Consider the following 17,775-nt stretch of genomic DNA (forward strand, 5'->3'; position numbering starts at 1 on the left):
TCGCGCACTTCCACTACGTGCTCTTCGGCACCATCGTGTTCGCCACCTACGCCGGCATCTACTTCTGGTTCCCGAAGATGACCGGGCGCATGCTCGACGAGCGCCTCGCCAAGTGGCACTTCTGGCTGACCTTCCTCGGCTTCCACACCACGTTCCTGGTGCAGCACTGGCTGGGCAACGAGGGCATGCCGCGCCGCTACGCCGACTACCTGCCCTCGGACGGGTTCACCACCTTGAACATCGTCTCGACCATCGGTGCCTTCGTCCTCGGCGCCTCGACCCTGCCGTTCCTGTGGAACGTGTTCAAGAGCTACCGGTACGGGCAGGTCGTCACGGTCGACGACCCGTGGGGCTACGGCAACTCCCTCGAGTGGGCGACCACCTGCCCGCCGCCGCGGCACAACTTCTACGAGCTGCCGCGCATCCGCTCCGAGCGCCCCGCGTTCGAGCTGCACTACCCGCACATGGTGGACCGCATGCGTGCCGAGGCCCATGTCGGCCCGGGCAGCAACAAGCACAACCATGTGGCGCTGAGCGAGGGTGCCGAAAGGACCCCCGCCGACCGCTGATCCGTACCCCGGATCGACGCCTCCCGAGGCCCCGCCCGTCCCCGACGGGCGGGGCCTCGCGCGTTCTGCCGAGGGGACCCCTGCTCACTCGGCACCCCGTTCACCTGCCACAATGAGTGGGCAAGTGCCGCGACTGACGAAGGATCGGAGACGTAGGTGGCGTCTGACACCGCGATGCTGGTGACTGTGACGGGGCCGGACCATCCCGGCGTGACCTCGGTGCTCTTCGCGGCGCTCACCCGGCACGACGTCGATCTGCTCGACGTCGAGCAGGTCGTGATCCGCGGCCGGCTCACCCTCGGGGTGCTCGTCTCCTGCCCCGCAGATCCCGACGCGCTGCAGGACGAGATCGAGGCCGCCATGGCGACCATCGGCATGCACGCCCAGGTCCAGACCGGTGTCGAGCCGGGTATCGGCTCGTCCGTGTCCACACACGCCCTCGTGGTCCTCGGCAGCCCCGTCAGCGCCCGGGCCCTGCGCTCGGTGGGCCGCGAACTTGCACGGCAGGGCGCCAACATCGACTCCATCCGGGGAATCGCCGACTACCCGGTGACCGGACTCGAACTCATGGTCACCGCCGCCGACCCCGGTTCCGAGGCCGACGCCCGACTGCGGGCCGGGCTCGCCGAGCTGGCCGCCGGCCTCGAGGTCGACATCGCCGTGGAACGCGCCGGTCTCGCCCGTCGCTCGAAGCGGCTGATCGTGTTCGATGTCGACTCCACCCTCGTCCAGGGCGAGGTGATCGAGATGCTTGCCGCACACGCCGGCGTGGAGGACAAGGTCCGCGCTGTCACCGAGGCAGCCATGCGCGGCGAGATCGACTTCACCGAGTCGCTGAACCAGCGGGTCGCCACCCTTGCCGGCTTGCCCGCATCGGTCATCGACGAGGTCGCCGAGAACCTCGAACTCACCCCCGGTGCCCGGACCACCATCCGCACACTGCGGCGTCTCGGGTTCCGCTGCGGCGTCGTCTCCGGGGGCTTCCGCCAGGTCATCGACGGTCTCGCCCACGAACTCGAACTGGATTTCGTCCGGGCCAACACCCTCGAGATCGTCGACGGCAAGCTCACCGGCCGCGTCGTCGGTGAGGTGGTGGACCGGGCCGCCAAGGCGCGCGCCCTGCGGGAGTTCGCCGCCGAGGCCGGCGTGCCGATCGAGCAGACCGTCGCCGTCGGCGACGGCGCCAACGACATCGACATGCTCGGAGCGGCCGGACTCGGCATCGCGTTCAACGCCAAGCCGGCGCTGCGTGAGGTCGCAGACACGGCTCTGTCCCACCCGTACCTGGACGCGGTGCTGTTCGTCCTCGGCGTCACCCGCGACGAGGTCGAGGCCGCAGACCGGGTCGACGGCACCCTGCGCCGCGTGCCCCTCGACACCGGTGCCTGAAACCACCGCACCGCACGGTGCCGATGTCGTGGCTCGCCACGGTGCCGATTTCGTGGCTCGCCACGGTGTCCTCGCCCGGGGCTACGGGCATCGACCCGACCCGGACGACCCGGGGGCGGTGCTCGCGATGCCGATCGTGCTGCACATCCCCAAGCAGGACCCGCCTGCCCGCAGCGCACTCCTCGAGGCCGCTGCGATGGCGACGGTCGCGTTGTGCCTGGATCCGCGCGTCGGGACCGGACCGGAAGGCGAACCGGGACCGTGGCGCGAGCCCTATCTCGCGTGGACCGACGCGCGAATCCGCAAGGTCAGCCGCCGCGCCCGCGGCGCTCAGTGGCGCGCCGCGCAGGAGGTCGACGGAATCACCGTCGAACACCGCGGTGCGCAGGCCCGGGCGCTGGTCCCCGGACCCGTGGGACACCTGGATCCGCGCATCTCGCGGTTGCAGATCGGGGGCACGGACCTGCCACACGACACTCCGGACGATCCGCCCGCCGGCGTTCCGGTGCTGTGGATCGATGCCGCGCTCGACATGACGGTCGGGAAGGCCGCGGCGCAGGTCGGCCACGCCGCGATGCTGTTCGCCGGCGCCCTCGACGCCGAGCATGCCGGCGCCTGGGCCGAATCCGGTTTCGTGTGTGCCGTGCGTGATGCCGACCCCGTCCGGTGGCGGCACCTGACGAAGCGGGTCGCGGACGGCACGGCCGTGGCGGTGCGCGACGCCGGATTCACCGAAGTGGCTCCGGGGTCGGTGACGGTGATCGCCGTCCCGGGCTGATCACTTCGTGATCCGGAACACGAGCAGGGTCGGCCCCGTCAGGGGCAGCGTCGTGCCGGCGGGCAGCGGTGTGAGCTCCGCCGGTTCGCCGTCGACGGAGCTCGAGTCGAAGACACACACCATGTCGCCGCGATACCACTCGGCCCGGCCGAGTGTGACGGCGGCGGGTCCGCCCGCGTGGAGCACGAGCAGACCGCTGCTGTCCGCCAGCGGAACGCCCGCGCGGGTGACCGTGCCCAGCTGCGAGCCGTCCACCCACGCCTGCAGCGTCCGCCGGTCTTCGTCGAGCCAGTCCGCGTCCTGCAGTTCTCGCCCGTCCGCGCCGAACCACACCAGATCGGGGTAACCGACCTGACGGGCCCGACCGTCGAAGAAGCGGCCCTGCCGCAGCACCGGGACCACCTTGCGCAGACGCAGCGCCTGCCGCACGAACTCCACCAGGTCCCGGTCCGCGTGCTCCCAGTCGAGGGGCCAGGCGTCGCGGACCGGGACGTCGGCAGGCACACAGTAGGCATTGTTGTTGCCACCCTGGGAGTGCCCGAACTCGTCCCCGGCGAGCAGCATCGGGGTACCGGTCGACAGCAGCAGAGTCGCGAGGAGCGCACGCACGTGCCGGGCGCGAGCAGCCACGACGAGGGGGTCGTCCGTGGGTCCTTCGACGCCGTGGTCGACGGATTCGTTGTTGTCACTCCCGTCACGGCCCTGCTCGCCGTTGGCCTCGTTGTGCTTGCGGCGATAGCTGACGAGGTCGGACATCGTGAAGCCGTCGTGCGCCGTGACGAAGTTGATCGACATCCACGGTCGGCGGGTGTGCCGGCCGTAGAGGTCCTCCGAGCCCGCGAGCCGGGAGGCGACCTCCCGAATTCCCGCCCCGCGTGCCCAGAAGCGCCGTACCGAGTCGCGGTAGCGGTCGTTCCACTCCGACCACTGGGGACCGATGTTGCCGAGCTGGTAGCCGGGCAGGGTCGCGTCCCAGGGTTCGGCGATCAGCTTGAGCCGGGTGAGGACAGGGTCGGTGGTGATCGCGGTGAACACTGCCGCGCGCGCGTCGAAGTCGCCGCCCCGAGGGCGGGCCAGTGCACTGGCGAGGTCGAACCGGAAGCCGTCCACGCCCATTTCCGTCGCCCAGTACCGCAGGCTGTCGCAGATCATCCGCACCGCCACCGGGGAACTGCCGTCGACGGTGTTGCCGCAGCCCGTCAGATCGATGTCGTGGCCGGTGGCATCGAGGAGGTAGTAGCCGGGTGCGTCGAAGCCCCGCCAGGACACGTGCGGGCCGTCCACCGACCATTCGCAGGTGTGGTTGTAGACCACGTCGAGGATCACTTCCAGTCCCGCCTCGTGCAGCGTGTCGACCATCGTCCGGAACTCCGCGATCTCGTTGCCGGGAGTGGTCGCGTAGCCGGGGTGCGGTGCGAAGTACGACGCGGTGGAGTAACCCCAGTGGTTGCGCATGCCGCGGACCCGTACTGGTGGCTCGGTGAGGAAGGCGTGCACGGGCAGCAGTTCGACGGCGGTGACACCGAGGCCGACCAGGTGGTCGAGGACGGCGGGCGCCGTCAGCCCCAGATAGGTGCCACGCCACTGTTCGGGGACGTCGGGATGGCGGGCGGTGTAGGAGCCGACGTGCAGTTCGTAGATCACCGTCTGCTCCCACGGCGTGCCCGGCCGGTGGTGCCGGGACCCGGCGGGGGTGTCGGTCACCACCGACAGCGGTGTGTGGCCCAGCGAGTCCACGGTCGACGCCTCACCGAACGGGGTGCGTTCGTAGCCGAGGAGGCGGCTCATGTCGCCGATGTCGCCGGTCAGCTGCCGACCCCACGGGTCGAGCAGCAGCTTGTGCGGGTTGGCGCGGAGCCCGGTCCGGGGCTGCCACGCGCCGTGCACGCGGTATCCGTAGCGCTGGCCCGGGCGGACTCCCGGCACCTCACCGTGCCAGACGCCGTACGTCTTGTCCGGCAGGTCGATGCGGTCCTCGCGACCCGTGTCGTCGATCAGGCAGAGCTGGACGCGGCTGCCGTGGGGTGCGTGCACCGCGAACCGGGTCCCGTCGTCGCCGGGGAAGGCGCCCAGAGGAAAAGGACCGGCGCCGGACCGGGCGACGGCAGGACCCGCCGGCGGCTCGCCGGGTACCGGTGAAGGGTGCGGAGGGGGCGAGGGGTACGACACGGAAGTGATCCTGCCGTGAACCGGGCTCGCGCGTACGCAAAGATGGTCGGCGTGGCCAAACCTGATCCCGATCTGCTCATCGAATTCGACGACGTGCTCGTACGGCGGGGCGGCAACGTCCTCGTCGGTCCCGTGTCCTGGAAGGTGGAACTCGACGAACGTTGGGTGATCCTCGGGCCGAACGGAGCGGGCAAGACGTCGCTGCTGAGGATCGCTGCGGCTGAGACGTTCCCCACATCGGGGACGGCGCACGTGCTGGCGGAGACGTTCGGGAAGACCGACCTGTCCGAGCTGCGACCGCGGATCGGGATGTCGTCGTCGGCGCTGGCGAACCGTGTCCCGTCCGACGAGAAGGTCGTGGACCTGGTGATCTCCGCGGGGTACGGCGTGCTCGGGCGCTGGCGCGAGCGGTACGACGAGGTGGACAGTGCGCGTGCCGTGGAGATGCTCGAGAGCCTCGGCGCCGAGCATCTGGCCGACCGCACCTACGGCACCCTCTCCGAGGGGGAGCGCAAGCGTGTCCTCATTGCCCGCGCGTTGATGACAGACCCGGAACTGCTGTTGCTCGACGAGCCTGCGGCCGGCCTGGATCTCGGGGGGCGTGAGGAACTCGTGGCTCGGCTCGGAGTACTGGCGGCCGATCCGGACGCTCCGGCCATTGTGCTGATCACCCATCACGTGGAGGAGATCCCGCCGGGCTTCACCCACGCGATGCTCCTCAAGGAGGGGCAGGTGGTCGCGCAGGGCCTTCTCGACGACGTGATCACGGGCGAGAACCTCAGCGAGGCGTTCAGTCAGGCGATCGCCCTGGACAAGGTGGACGGCCGGTTCTTCGCCCGCCGCAGGTACCAGCCCGGGCGGCACCGCCGCGCGTAGCGGAGCGGAGCCGTGGCCAGGCGGCACAGCCGCGCGTAGCGGGGCGGAGCCGTGGCCAGGCGGCACAGCCGCGCGTAGCGGGGCGGAGCCGCGGCCGAAAGCACGGCCGCGCGTCGTGGGGTGGCGCCGGCAGGTGGATGAGTCGTGGGTCACGTCATGCCGTAACTTGTGCGTATGGCTATCGAACGTTCGGGAGAACTCGCGGCGGCGGTGCCGCTCAAGGATGCCTCGACGGTGATCCTCGTCCGGGACGGCGACCGTGGCGTCGAGGTGTTCCTGCTGCAGCGCGTGCGCGGCATGGCGTTCGCGGGCGGGATGACGGTGTTCCCCGGAGGCGGCGTCGATCCGTCGGACAGCGCTGCAGCGGTGGCGTGGGCCGGCCCGCCCGTGCAGTGGTGGTCGGAGCGGTTCGGCACATCCGAGAACCTGGCGCAGGCGCTCGTTCTCGCGGCGGTGCGCGAGACGTTCGAGGAGTGCGGTGTCCTTCTCGCCGGGCCGACGCCGGACACCGTGGTGGCGGACACGACCGCGTTCGCTCCGGCACGCAGGCAGCTCGAGGCCCGGGAGTTCACCTTCGGTGAGTTCCTCGAGCGCGAGGGTCTGGTGCTGCGGGCGGACCTGCTGCGGCCGTGGTCGAACTGGATCACGCCGGTCGGGGAGGGCCGTCGTTACGACACCAGGTTCTTCGTGGCGGCGGCCCCGGAGGGGCAGATTGCCGACGGTGACACGAGCGAGGCCGACGCGGTGCGGTGGCAGACTCCACAGGAGGCGATCGCGCACTGGCAGGAGGGTGGAAGTGTGCTGCTGCCCCCGACCTGGAGCCAGTTGACGGCATTGTCGCGGTTCGGTTCGGTCGCGGAGATCCTCGCTGCGGAGCCGCAGATCACGCCGATTCTGCCGACCCTGATCACGGGAGACGAGGAGCTTCGGGTGGAGTTCCCCGAGCAGGACGGCTACTACGAGGCGGGGCCGCATCCGTGGGCCGCCCGGGGTGCCAACTAGCCTGTGCCTCATGGCTGAATTCGTGACGCTCGAGGTCTCCGACGGTATCGGCACCATCCGGCTCGACCGGCCGCCGATGAACGCACTCAACCGGCAGGTTCAGGAGGAGATCCGGGCCGCTGCTCGCGAGGCGACCGTGAACTCCGACGTCAAGGCCGTGATCGTCTACGGCGGGGAGAAGGTGTTCGCTGCCGGCGCGGACATCAAGGAGATGGCGGAGCTGAGCTACGTGCAGATGAGCGAGATCATCGCGGACCTGCAGTCGGCGCTCGGGTCGGTGGCGGACATACCGAAGCCCACGGTCGCTGCGATCACCGGCTATGCGCTGGGCGGCGGTCTCGAGCTCGCGCTGGGTGCGGATCGGCGGATCGCCGGCGACAACGCGAAGGTCGGAGTGCCGGAGATCCTGCTCGGCATCATCCCGGGCGGCGGCGGAACCCAGCGCCTGGCTCGCCTGATCGGCCCGTCGAAGGCCAAGGATCTCGTGTTCACGGGCCGTTTCGTCGCGGCAGACGAGGCTCTGCAGATGGGGCTGGTCGACGAGGTCGTCGCCCCGGACGAGGTATATGCCGCGGCGCGCACGTGGGCATCGCAGTTCACCCGGGGCGCCACCCGCGCGCTGGCGGCGGCGAAGGCAGCGATCGATCAGGGGCTCGATACCGACCTGGACACGGGCCTGAAGATCGAGCAGCACGTCTTCGCGGGCCTGTTCGCCACGAAGGACCGCACGATCGGCATGGAGTCGTTCGTGGCCAACGGTCCGGGAAAGGCGGAGTTCGTGGGGGAGTAGGCACCCCGGAACTGGAACTTGTTCACAGCTTACCGATGGGTAGGATGCCCTTCATGACTGCAAGCAGGACCGACGGGGTCGACCCCGCGCCGAACCCGCACGCCACTGCCGAGGAGGTTGCGGCCGCCCTTCAGGACACCAAGCTCGCGCAGGTGCTCTACCACGACTGGGAGGCCGAGACCTACGACGAGAAGTGGTCGATCTCCTACGACGAGCGCTGCATCGACTACGCGAAGGGCCGTTTCGATGCGGCCGCGGGCGAGCAGCCCCTCCCGTACGGGCGGGCCCTCGAACTCGGTTGCGGCACCGGTTTCTTCCTGCTGAACCTCATGCAGGCCGGAGTCGCGCGGACCGGCTCGGTCACCGACCTGTCGCCCGGCATGGTCAAGGTGGCGCTGCGCAACGCCGAACATCTCGGTCTCGAGGTGGACGGCCGGGTGGCCGACGCCGAGACGATCCCGTACGACGACGACACCTTCGACCTCGTCGTCGGGCACGCGGTGCTGCACCACATCCCGGACGTCGAGCAGTCGTTGCGCGAAGTGCTGCGGGTGCTGAAGCCGGGTGGCCGGTTCGTGTTCGCCGGTGAGCCCAGCACGGTCGGAAACTTCTACGCGCGCTGGCTCGGCCGGCTCACGTGGGAGGCCACCACCACCGTCACCAAGCTGCCGTTCCTGCGGGACTGGCGGCGGCCGCAGGCCGAACTCGACGAATCCTCGCGCGCCGCGGCGCTCGAGGCAGTCGTCGATCTGCACACCTTCGACCCGTCGGACCTGGAACGGATGGCGGCCTCGGCCGGCGCGGTGCAGGTGAAGGCCAGCAGCGAGGAGTTCGCGGCCGCGCTGCTGGGCTGGCCGGTCCGCACCTTCGAGGCCGCGGTGCCCGCGGAGAAGCTGGGCTGGGGCTGGGCGCGCTTCGCGTTCGGTGGGTGGCGGACGCTCAGCTGGGTGGACGAGAAGGTCCTCCGGCACGTCGTCCCGCGCAGCTTCTTCTACAACGTCATGATCACCGGCGTGAAGCCGTAGGGTGGGTTACGCGTTCACCCTCGCCGACGTCGCGTACCTGCGTTCGGCGCAGGGGGCGGCCGATCTCGCGGAGGTGGCCGCCCGGGAGCTGTCCACGCGCACGCGCCTGGTCGACATCGGCTGGGCGCGTACGCGTTTCGGCGACCGGGCCGCTCCGCTGATCGAGACGGTGCTGGTGCGCCGCAAGGCGGTCGCGAAGCTGCCCGCCGCGGGCGGTTGGCTGTCGACCGACGACGCTCTGCAACAGGCGACGCCGGCGCCCGTCGCCGCGCACCGGGCACGCCGGCTCTCCGGTCGGCGGGTCCACGACGTGACGTGCTCGATCGGGGCGGAACTCGCGGCCCTGACCGGGGTCGCCGAGATGGTGGTCGGCAGCGACCTCGACCCGGTTCGTCTCGCGATGGCCGAGCACAACGTTCCCGGAGTGGCGCTGGTCCGTGCCGACGCGCTGCGGCCGGTCACCCGTGGTACCACCGTGATCGCCGATCCGGCCCGTCGTTCCGAGGGCCGGCGCACCCACGATCCGGCAGCACTGATGCCGCCACTGCCCGACCTGCTCGACGCCTATGCCGGGCGCGACCTGGCCGTCAAGTGTGCCCCGGGGCTGGATTTCGATGCGCTGGACTGGCCGGGGGAGGTCGAGGTCGTCTCGCTCGACGGGGGTGTCCGTGAGGCGTGCCTGTACTCCCCGGGTCTCGCGGCGCCGGGTGTGCGGCGACGGGCGAGCGTGTTGCGTTCGGACGGTGCCGGGTTCGAGATCACCGACGCGCAGCCGGACGAGCTGCCCGAGCGGGAACCGGGGAAGTGGATCGTCGATCCGGACGGGGCGATCGTGCGTGCGGGACTGGTGCGGCACTACGCGGCGGCACACGGTCTGTGGCAACTCGATCCGCGCATCGCGTATCTCACCGGCGACGCACTCCCCGCGGGACTGCGTGGATTTCGCATCCTCGACCGGTTGAAGTACTCGGAAAAGTCTCTGCGGCAAACTCTTTCGTCGATGGACTGCGGGGCGGCGGAGATCCTCGTGCGGGGGGTCGACGTCGATCCGGCGGTGCTCCGGCCGCGGCTCAAGCTCCGCGGTTCGCGGTCGCTGAGCGTCGTGCTGACGCGGATCGGCCGCACCCCGACGGCATTCGTCTGCGAGCCCAGTCGCTGAGCGTGCCGGGCCCGATCCCGTGCGACCATTGATATGCAAGCAAACACTTGCGTATCATGGGTGGTGTGGTCGACGTCTTCAAAGCGCTGGCGGATCCGACCCGCCGGGCCATCCTCGACGAGCTCGTCGAGCGGGACGGCCAGACGCTGTTCGAGCTGTGCACCCGGCTGATCTCGCGGCACGGCCTGGGTTCGTCCCGGCAGGCGATCTCGCAGCACCTGGCAATCCTCGAGGAGGCCGGTCTGGTCCGGACCCGCCGCGAGGGGCGGTCGAAGTTCCACCACGTGGACGTTGCACCACTGCACGGCCTCGCCGACCGATGGACGGTCGCGCAGCGAAAGGAGTCGCAGTGAAGGTCACCCTCACCAGTGTGTTGGTCGACGACCAGGACAAGGCGCTCGCCTTCTACACCGAAGTCCTGGGCTTCGTGAAGAAGACCGAGGTCCCCCTGGGCGAGGCGCGGTGGCTCACCGTCGTCTCGCCGCAGCAACCGGACGGGCCGGAGGTGGTGCTCGAACCCGACGGGCATCCCGCCGTCCGCCCCTTCAAGGAGGCCCTCGTCGCCGACGGCATCCCGTTCACCTCGTTCGCGGTCGACGACGTGCACGCCGAGTACGAGCGGCTGCGCGGCCTCGGGGTGCGGTTCACCCAGGAGCCCCTCGAGATGGGCGGTGTCACCACCGCCGTATTCGACGACACCTGCGGCAATCTCATCCAGATCGCCGGCTGACCCGAATCGCCGCGCGCGGCGATTCGGGTCAGCGGAGCACGTACACCTCGCCCGGCAGGGTCGTCGTGACGAACTCACCGGACGGCCCGACCGCGGTGCCGACCGAGAAGCCGGCCGCGCCGGGCAGGGTTTCCGCGTCGAGCGTCTCCCCGCTCGCGGCGTCGAACACGAGCGCGGCCAACCCGTCGTCGGCGCGGGCCACCGTGTACCCGAGGCCGTCGGCGGTCAGGGCCGGCACCCCCAACTGGCGCACGTCGTCGCGGCGCCACACGATTTCGGCGGCCTCGCCGGTGTCGCGCAGCGCGACCAGGTCCCCGGTCCGGCCCCCCGGCGCGAGGACCAGCAGTCCCTCGGCGGACACCGCGGGGCCGGCGGAGGCCACGTACCCGAGGCCGTGACTCCACCGGGGTGCCCCGGTCCCGGCGTCGAGTGCCCACAGGGCCCCCTCGCCGTCGTGCACGTACACCGTTGCGCCGTCCGCGGACAGCACGGGACTGGTGGCCGCGCCGCCCGGCAGTTCCGTCTGCGACCATTCCTCGACCACGCGCGCATCGTCGCCGCCGGTGTAGCGCATCGACACGACGGCGGCCCGATCGGCGCCGGGCCGCCACAGGGTCACCAGAATCCGGCCGGTACCGAGATCGACCGCCGGGGTGGTGGCCACCGGGCAGTCCTCCGATCCGCCGAAGCAGGCGACCAGACCGTGGTCGTTCGGCAATCGAGGCACGTTCGTCCCGTCCGTCGCCGCGGGCGTGGGCACGAGGTCGAAGATCGGCGCCGCGTGCTTGCCGGTCTGTGGGTCGAGAACGTTGACCTGCCCGAAATGTGTGACGAACAACAGGTTTCCGTCACCGGTGAACTGTGCGGTTCCCGGCGTGCCGCTCACCGGAATGCGCCAGCGCCGCTGGCCGTGCTCGTTGAACGACACCATCGCGCCCTCTTCGCCGACGTAGATGTTGGCCATACCGTCGACGGCGGGAGTCACCCCGGCGACCCCCGGCGCAAGGCGGGTGCACCACCGCTTGCGGCCGGTGTCGATCTGGAACGAGACGAGGTTGCAGCCCACGGTGGTCGCGCCCGTGACGAAGATCTGCCCGTTGGCGGCGACGCTCGCAGGGGAGGTGACGGCGCCGCCGAGCGGGCGCGACCACGCGGGCGCGACGTCGCGCAGCCCGTCGGCCTGCGCGGTGCTGCTGTTGCGGGCGTCGGCGTACCGCCCCGGCCACGCCCCGGCGGCGAAGACGTCGACCGGGCCGCTGCTGCTGCCGCATCCGGTCAGCACCAATGCCGCCGAGGTCGTCAGCATCACCGTCCGCAGGGCAGCCCGCATCACTCATCTCCTCGCCGTGGCTCGAATGACCCGATGTGCCACACTATCGGGCCGGGTGGCGCACTCCGCGCACGAGGCGGACCGTACGCTGGCAACCATGACGAGCATGTGGGGCGCACCGTTGCGCACGAGGTGGCGCGGTTCCCGGCGGCGGGACCCGGACCAGGCCCGATTCCTCACCGTCGCCTCGCTGCGATGGGTGCTGGCGCACAAGGCGTACACGCCGTGGTACCTGGTGCGATACTACCGTCTGGCCAAGTTCAGGCTCGCGAACCCGCACGTCGTCCTGCGGGGCATGGTGTTCCTCGGCAAGAACGTCGAGATCCACTCCACCCCGGAGCTGTCCAGGCTCGAGATCGGGCGGTGGGTGCACATCGGCGACGGCAACGCCATCCGCTGCCACGAGGGGTCGCTCCGCATCGGAGACAAGGTGGTCTTCGGCAAGGACAACGTCGTCAACACCTACCTCGACATCGAGATCGGCGCCTCGACGCTCGTCGCCGACTGGTGTTACATCTGCGACTTCGACCATCGCACCGAGGACATCACCTATCCGATCAAGGACCAGGGGATCGTCAAGGGCCCGGTGCGGATCGGACCCGACACCTGGATCGCGACGAAGGTCACGGTACTGCGCGGCACCCGCACCGGACGCGGCTGCGTCCTCGGTGCGCACGCGGTGGTCAAGGGCGACATCCCGGACTACAGCATCGCGGTCGGAGCGCCGGCCAAGGTGGTCAGGAACCGTCGCACGGACTGGGAGTCCGGGGCCGCCGACCGCGCCGCCTACGTCGCCGCGCTCGAGGACATCGCGCGCAAGAAGGCCGGCCGCGAACCGGCAGCGGAACCCGGATCCTGATCAGGGGTCCTGCGATGGACTACGCCGACTACCGCCACTACGACGCCGTGGGGCTCGCCGAGCTCGTCGCCGGTCGTGAGGTCACGCCACGCGAACTGCTCGACGCGGCCCTCGCCCGCCTCGAGGCAGTGGAACCGACGCTGAACACCGTCGTACGCCGGCTCGACGAGCAGGCGCGCCGCCGGGCCGACGAGCCGCTCGAGGGCCCGTTCGCGGGTGTTCCGTTCCTGGTCAAGGATCTGCTCCAGGACATCGCCGGGTTACCGACCGGCAGTGGGAGCCGGTCCCTGGCGACCCTGCCCGCCGCGCGCAACGCGGTGGTGGTCGATCGTTGGCTGAGTGCGGGACTCGTCGTGTTCGGTAAGACGAACACCCCGGAGTTCGGGACGAAGGGGGTCACCGAGCCCGTGGCGAACGGCCCGACCCGTAATCCGTGGAATCCCGCGCACACCCCGGGTGGGTCCTCCGGCGGATCGGCGGCGGCAGTCGCCGCCGGCGTGGTCCCGGCGGCCGGCGCGAACGACGGTGGCGGCTCGATCCGCATCCCTGCTGCCTGTTGCGGTCTGGTCGGCCTGAAGCCGGGCCGGGGCCTGGTGCCGAGCGGTCCCGCGGTGGACGAGGACCGGCACGGGGCGGTCAGCAACGGAGTCGTCACCCGGACGGTGCGCGACGCGGCGGTCATGCTCGACGTGCTGGCCGGCGCCGACCCGAACGGACCCTATCTCCCGGCGGTATCGCCGGAGTCGTATGCCTCCGCGGCGAGCGTCCCCCCGCGGGCGCTGCGCATCGGATTCGCGACGGAGTCCCCGATCGGCACGGGGGTCGATCCGGAGGCCGTCGCGGCGGTCGAAGACGCCGCGACGCTGCTCGACGAGCTGGGCCACGTCGTCGAGCCCGCCGCGACGGGAATCGACGAGCGACGGCTGTCCACCGACTGGCTGACGATGTGGTTCGCCTGGCTCGCCGCCGACGTCCGGCAGGCGCGCCGGAGCACCGGGTGTGGGCCCGAGGCGTTCGAGCCGGACACGCGGTTCCTCGCCGCGCTCGGCGACTCCGTCCGGCCGTCGGACTATCTTGCGTCGCTGCGCCGGTGGAACGGGTACACGCAGCAGCTCGGCGCGTTCCACGAGCGGTACGACCTGCTGCTCACTCCGACCCTGGCGTATCCGCCGGCGCGCGTGGGGGAACTGGCCACACCGCCCGCGCTGCAGCGCGCCGCGCGCCTGATCGTGACGGCTCGGCTCGGCCGTGCGGCGCGGTGGGCGGGGTTGATGGACCGCATCGTCGACGAGAACCTGGCCCGGACGCCGTACACCCAGCTCGCGAACATCACCGGGCGCCCGGCGATTTCGGTGCCACTGCACTGGACCGCGGCGGGATTGCCGCTGGGCGTGCAGTTTCTCGGGCCCTTGGGCTCGGAGGGACTGCTGCTCTCGCTCGCGGGTCAGCTCGAACAGGCCCGCCCCTGGGCGCACCGCGAACCCCCGCTGCTGCCGGCCCGGTGAGACGGGCCGGCGCTACCGGTCGGGGAGGGGGCGCTGGGGAATCGTCGGCCGTGAAAGCGGTTGGCGCACACGTCGTTTCGCTTCCGCGTACACCTGGGCGGTCTCGGCGGCCACCAACCGCCAGTCGAAGTCCTCCGTGAGACGCTCGCGCGCCGCCCGCGCCCGCATCTGGGCGGCCGCGGGATCGTCGAGGGTCCGCCGGACCGCCGATGCCAGCCCGGCGACGTCACCGGGGGCGAACGCGAGTCCGGTCTCGCCGTCGACCACCGCCTCCCCGAGGCCGCCCGCGGTCGATGCGACGAGCGGTGTCCCGGCGGCCGCGGCCTCGAGCGCGATGATCCCGAACGGCTCGTAGCGACTCGGCAGCACGATCGCGTCGGCGCGGTGCAGCCGGCCGAGCAACTCGGTGCGGTCGAGGTTGCCGACGAACGTCACCGACCGCGCGACGCGGTGCACACGCGCCTGCTCGCGCAGCCACTCGAACTGGGTGCCCTCCCCGGCGACGACGAGCGTGGTTCCGGGGTGCGTGCGCCGGATCCGGGGCAGGGCGGCGATCGCATCCTGCACCCCCTTCTCGTACTCGAGCCGGCCGACGAACAGCAGTTGCGGCGGCCCGGAGCGCGGCGCCCGCTCCCGGTAGGACCAGGCGGTGACGTCGATTCCGTTGCGGATCACCGTCGCCGGCGGCAGCTCCGGTCCGTAGAGCGCGACGACCTCCTCGTTCATCGAGGCCGAACACGTGATGAGCCGATCGGACTCGTTGGCGAGCCACCATTCGATCGAGTGCACCTGCCGGTTCATGCGGCTCGACAGCCAGCCGCTGTGCCGGCCCGCTTCGCTCGCATGCAGGGTGGACACGAGCGGCACGTCGAAGTACTCGGCGAGCGCCACGGCCGGGTGTGCGACGAGCCAGTCGTGCGCGTGCACCACATCCGGGTACCAGCCGTCGCCGATTCCGCCCTTGGTCAGATTCAGGCCCGCCCGCACCATGGCATGGCCCATCGCGAGCGTCCAGGGCAGCATGTCCTCGCCGAACTCGAAGTGCGGCGGATCCTCGGCGACGGCCACGACGAGCACCCCCTCGGCGATGTGGCCGATCGTGGGATGGGTACCGGCATCCGTGCCGGACGGCCGGCGCGAGAGCACGACCACCTCGTGCCCGGCGGCGGCGAGTTCGGTGGCGAGGTGGTGCACGTGCCGGCCCAGGCCGCCCACGACGACCGGCGGGTACTCCCAGGAGACGATCAGTACCTTCACGACGGGGCTCCCATCCGATCGGGCAGGCGGCGGGCATCGAGCCCGGGAAACAGATTGTCCGCTCGGTTCCAGCCGGCGGCCAGCCGCGCCGCCGTCTCGTCGCGGCCGGCGGCGACCGCCGCGGCGATCTCCCGCAACGCGTGGGCATGCTTGTGGGCCCGGTCCCGCGCGTAGCCGGCGGCGGTGTCCTTGCTGACCATGAACGCCCAGTCGCTCGACACCGTCAGCAGCGCCTCGCGCAGCATCTGGTCGTGGACCCGGTTGCGCAGCGCGAGGCCCCGGGACCCGGCGCGGACCTTGTCGAGGGTGTCGAGGGTGGTGCGCACGACCTCCTCGTCGAGCTGGACGAGATCGCGTACCTGCTCGCCGGCCCACACCCGCCAGTCCTTCCCGGATCCCCAGGAGCTGTCGGGCAGTTCGACGGGGGCGCCCACGTACCCGCGGTCGCGTGCGTCGGCCAGGGTGCCCACCTCGATGCCCGCCGCCGGCAGTGCCCGCAGCAGTCGTTCCAGGAACAGGGGGCCCTCGTGCCACCAGTGGCCGAACAGTTCGGTGTCGAACGCGGCAACCACCAGGGCGTCGCGCCCGAGGCGCTCGGACTCGCGGCGCAGTCGCCGGCGGATCGTGTCGACGAAGTCGGCCACGTGCCGGTCGACGGCCGCGGACGCCAGGTCGGGGTCGTAGGGTGCCTTGTCCTGGGGGGCGACGGTCCGCCCGGTGACCCGGGCGGGCTTGAGCCCGGTGTCGTGGCAGTAGGTGTGGAAGTCGCGGTAGGCGGCATGGCCCGGATAACCGGACTTCGGCGACCACACCCGGTAGGACACCTGCAGGTCCCGGCCGAAGGCGACGACGTCGGAGTCCCACACGGTCCGCCCGAGAGACGTGTCACCGCGCAGCGCGGGACCGTCCACCATGAAGTGCCCGACCCCGGCGGCGGCGTATCCGGTCTCCATGCCGGGGGTGAAGGCGCACTCGGGAGCCCAGATTCCCGGCGGCGTGTGCGCCCAGCGTGCGTGCGCGTCGGCCAGGCCCTCGACGAGGGAGAATGCCCGCAGCCGAGGGTCGAGCAGCGGCTGGAACGGGTGGGCCAGAGGCCCGCCGAGCAACTCGACCGCGTCGGCGTCGAGGAGTTCGCGGAACACCGGCGATCCGCCGTGGCGCCAACGGGTTTCGAACTGTTCGAGGGCGGCGGTCGCCTGCCGGTGCTCACGGGCCCCGAGCGCGCGGTAGGACGGCTCCCGCATGCCCGCGGCCTCGTGGGCCCGCAACTGCCAGTTGCCCAGCCAGTGGTGCATGCCGGTCAGGCAGTGTGGATCGTCGAGCTGCGCGGCCAGCACGGGTGTCACCCCGAGGGTGACCAGGTGTGTGCGGCCCTCGGCGGCGAGCCGGCGCAGAACATCGGTCACCGGGAGATACGTTGCGGCCCAAGACTGGTAGAGCCATTCCTCGCCGACCGGCCAGCGACCGTGGTGGGCGAGCCACGGCAGGTGCGAGTGCAGCACGAGCGCGAACAGTCCCGGTTCCCGCCGGGGGGCGGGAGTGGTCACCGCGCCGGATCCTTCACCGCGATCGCGACGAGATCGAGACTGGCGTCGATGTTCTCGGGCGCGAGAAGGAAGTCGTCGACTGTCACCGCGGCGACGTCCGCGGTCAGGTCCGCGGGCCAGGGCTCGCCGGCGAGAGCGCGCTCGATCTGGGCGTCGATGAAGGAGCCGCCGTGCTTGGCGTCGAGGGCGCGCAGCACGGGCCCGTGGTGCACCCCGGTGGTGAGCGCGACGCGGAAGCCGGCTCCCTCGAGGAGTTCGTTGAGTTCGGCGGCGTTCAGTTCCCGGGTGTGGAACGGGTTGAGCGGGGTGTCGCGGCCGGGGGAGAACGTGATGCGGTTGGGGGTGCTGATGAGCAGTTCGCCGCCGTCCCGGAGCACCCGGTGGCATTCGCGCAGGAACCCGGACTGGTCCCACAGGTGCTCGATGACCTGGAAGTTGACCACGACGTCCACGGACGCGTCGGCGAGCGGCAGCTCGACGAGGTTGGCGTGCCGCATGTCCACGCGCGGGTACCGGGCACGCACGTGCGCGACGGCACTCTCGTCGTAGTCGAGCCCGACGACGGCGGTCGCGACATCCGCGATCATGTCGGCGCCGTAGCCCTCGCCGGCGCCCGCCTCGAGCACGGTGCGGCCCGCACACCGGGGGAGCAGGTCGCGGTAGACCACCTCGTGGCGGCGGAACCAGTAGTTCTCCTCCGCGATGCCGGGAACGGTGCGTTCACCGGTGAGGGGCAGTCGAGGGGCGTCGCCGGCGGGGACGGTGGATTCGCTCACCGCCCAGACATTAG

17 protein-coding genes are annotated in these 17,775 nt (G+C 71.1%); 12 read left to right on the forward strand and 5 right to left on the reverse strand.

All coding sequences use genetic code 11. The annotated features are described in order from the left end of the window. The 3 genes from RR3_RS07525 to RR3_RS07535 form a co-directional block, all read left to right on the forward strand. Positions 1 to 569 (forward strand): cbb3-type cytochrome c oxidase subunit I (locus RR3_RS07525; RefSeq protein WP_174557557.1); only part of this gene is annotated, 569 nt, incomplete at its 5' end. A 174-nt stretch (positions 570 to 743) separates the two neighbouring features. Next, a complete protein-coding gene (gene serB, locus RR3_RS07530) occupies positions 744 to 1,958 on the forward strand; it encodes a phosphoserine phosphatase SerB (RefSeq protein WP_017680837.1) in 1,215 nt (404 codons plus the stop codon). Further along, positions 1,951 to 2,736 (forward strand): peptidyl-tRNA hydrolase, encoded by a 786-nt coding sequence (locus RR3_RS07535; RefSeq protein ID WP_174557558.1) that lies wholly within the window; start codon positions 1,951 to 1,953, stop codon positions 2,734 to 2,736. Before serB ends, RR3_RS07535 begins: the two co-directional genes overlap by 8 nt. Here RR3_RS07535 and glgX read toward each other — a convergent pair whose 3' ends face one another. Then, positions 2,737 to 4,905, reverse strand: coding sequence for a glycogen debranching protein GlgX (gene glgX, locus RR3_RS07540; protein ID WP_371851029.1), 2,169 nt, complete (start codon positions 4,903 to 4,905; stop codon positions 2,737 to 2,739). It lies immediately after the preceding gene. 42 nt (positions 4,906 to 4,947) lie between these two features. On the opposite strand from glgX, the gene RR3_RS07545 reads away from it, so the two are divergent. From RR3_RS07545 to RR3_RS07575, 7 genes are all read left to right on the forward strand, one after another. Next, positions 4,948 to 5,781 carry an ABC transporter ATP-binding protein gene (locus tag RR3_RS07545; protein WP_026137783.1) on the forward strand — a complete coding sequence of 278 codons (834 nt, stop codon included), beginning with the start codon at positions 4,948 to 4,950 and terminating at the stop codon, positions 5,779 to 5,781. Between the two features lie 174 nt (positions 5,782 to 5,955). Next, the gene (locus tag RR3_RS07550; protein WP_010596607.1) at positions 5,956 to 6,783 is read left to right on the forward strand and encodes an NUDIX hydrolase; all 828 of its coding nucleotides are present in this window, start codon (positions 5,956 to 5,958) and stop codon (positions 6,781 to 6,783) included. 10 nt (positions 6,784 to 6,793) lie between these two features. Next, positions 6,794 to 7,573, forward strand: a complete 780-nt coding sequence (locus tag RR3_RS07555) for an enoyl-CoA hydratase/isomerase family protein (protein ID WP_010596606.1) — start codon at positions 6,794 to 6,796, stop codon at positions 7,571 to 7,573. Positions 7,574 to 7,626: 53 nt separating this feature from the next. Further along, positions 7,627 to 8,598: a class I SAM-dependent methyltransferase gene (locus RR3_RS07560; RefSeq protein WP_026137782.1), complete on the forward strand. Its 972-nt coding sequence runs from the start codon at positions 7,627 to 7,629 to the stop codon at positions 8,596 to 8,598. Between the two features lies 1 nt (position 8,599). Continuing rightward, positions 8,600 to 9,757: a THUMP-like domain-containing protein gene (locus RR3_RS07565; RefSeq protein ID WP_064066108.1), complete on the forward strand. Its 1,158-nt coding sequence runs from the start codon at positions 8,600 to 8,602 to the stop codon at positions 9,755 to 9,757. Positions 9,758 to 9,813: 56 nt separating this feature from the next. Further along, positions 9,814 to 10,110: an ArsR/SmtB family transcription factor gene (locus RR3_RS07570; protein ID WP_017680832.1), complete on the forward strand. Its 297-nt coding sequence runs from the start codon at positions 9,814 to 9,816 to the stop codon at positions 10,108 to 10,110. Beyond that, positions 10,107 to 10,487: a VOC family protein gene (locus tag RR3_RS07575; RefSeq protein WP_010596602.1), complete on the forward strand. Its 381-nt coding sequence runs from the start codon at positions 10,107 to 10,109 to the stop codon at positions 10,485 to 10,487. Before RR3_RS07570 ends, RR3_RS07575 begins: the two co-directional genes overlap by 4 nt. Positions 10,488 to 10,515: 28 nt before the next feature. Here the strand turns inward: RR3_RS07575 and RR3_RS07580 are convergent, their stop codons facing one another. Further along, positions 10,516 to 11,817 carry an outer membrane protein assembly factor BamB family protein gene (locus RR3_RS07580; protein WP_010596601.1) on the reverse strand — a complete coding sequence of 434 codons (1,302 nt, stop codon included), beginning with the start codon at positions 11,815 to 11,817 and terminating at the stop codon, positions 10,516 to 10,518. 97 nt (positions 11,818 to 11,914) lie between these two features. Between RR3_RS07580 and RR3_RS07585 the strand changes: the two genes are divergently transcribed. Continuing rightward, positions 11,915 to 12,676, forward strand: coding sequence for an acyltransferase (locus RR3_RS07585; protein ID WP_010596600.1), 762 nt, complete (start codon positions 11,915 to 11,917; stop codon positions 12,674 to 12,676). A gap of 14 nt (positions 12,677 to 12,690) precedes the next feature. Then, entirely contained in the window at positions 12,691 to 14,181 is a 1,491-nt protein-coding gene (locus RR3_RS07590; RefSeq protein WP_040275056.1) for an amidase, read from the forward strand. Positions 14,182 to 14,193: 12 nt separating this feature from the next. Here RR3_RS07590 and RR3_RS07595 read toward each other — a convergent pair whose 3' ends face one another. From RR3_RS07595 to RR3_RS07605, 3 genes are read right to left on the reverse strand one after another with little or no spacing between them, the layout of a single operon-like run. Continuing rightward, positions 14,194 to 15,438 carry a glycosyltransferase family 4 protein gene (locus RR3_RS07595; RefSeq protein ID WP_010596598.1) on the reverse strand — a complete coding sequence of 415 codons (1,245 nt, stop codon included), beginning with the start codon at positions 15,436 to 15,438 and terminating at the stop codon, positions 14,194 to 14,196. Next, entirely contained in the window at positions 15,435 to 16,985 is a 1,551-nt protein-coding gene (locus RR3_RS07600; RefSeq protein ID WP_064066651.1) for a 1,4-alpha-glucan branching protein domain-containing protein, read from the reverse strand. The genes RR3_RS07595 and RR3_RS07600 overlap by 4 nt, the downstream gene beginning before the upstream one ends. Beyond that, a complete protein-coding gene (locus RR3_RS07605) occupies positions 16,982 to 17,761 on the reverse strand; it encodes a class I SAM-dependent methyltransferase (protein WP_228287200.1) in 780 nt (259 codons plus the stop codon). The genes RR3_RS07600 and RR3_RS07605 overlap by 4 nt, the downstream gene beginning before the upstream one ends. Between the last annotated feature and the right edge of the window lie 14 nt (positions 17,762 to 17,775).

Source organism: Rhodococcus ruber NBRC 15591 (genome assembly GCF_001894945.1).
Lineage (GTDB): Bacteria > Actinomycetota > Actinomycetes > Mycobacteriales > Mycobacteriaceae > Rhodococcus > Rhodococcus ruber.

Coding starts and splice junctions, on each gene's coding strand:
- serB (WP_017680837.1), top strand. CDS start 744: ATGCTGGTGACTGTGACGGGGCCGGACCATCCCGGCGTGACCTCGGTG.
- RR3_RS07545 (WP_026137783.1), top strand. CDS start 4,948: ATGGTCGGCGTGGCCAAACCTGATCCCGATCTGCTCATCGAATTCGAC.
- RR3_RS07550 (WP_010596607.1), top strand. CDS start 5,956: ATGGCTATCGAACGTTCGGGAGAACTCGCGGCGGCGGTGCCGCTCAAG.
- RR3_RS07555 (WP_010596606.1), top strand. CDS start 6,794: ATGGCTGAATTCGTGACGCTCGAGGTCTCCGACGGTATCGGCACCATC.
- RR3_RS07560 (WP_026137782.1), top strand. CDS start 7,627: ATGACTGCAAGCAGGACCGACGGGGTCGACCCCGCGCCGAACCCGCAC.
- RR3_RS07570 (WP_017680832.1), top strand. CDS start 9,814: ATGGGTGGTGTGGTCGACGTCTTCAAAGCGCTGGCGGATCCGACCCGC.
- RR3_RS07580 (WP_010596601.1), bottom strand. CDS start 11,817: ATGCGGGCTGCCCTGCGGACGGTGATGCTGACGACCTCGGCGGCATTG.
- RR3_RS07585 (WP_010596600.1), top strand. CDS start 11,915: ATGACGAGCATGTGGGGCGCACCGTTGCGCACGAGGTGGCGCGGTTCC.
- RR3_RS07590 (WP_040275056.1), top strand. CDS start 12,691: ATGGACTACGCCGACTACCGCCACTACGACGCCGTGGGGCTCGCCGAG.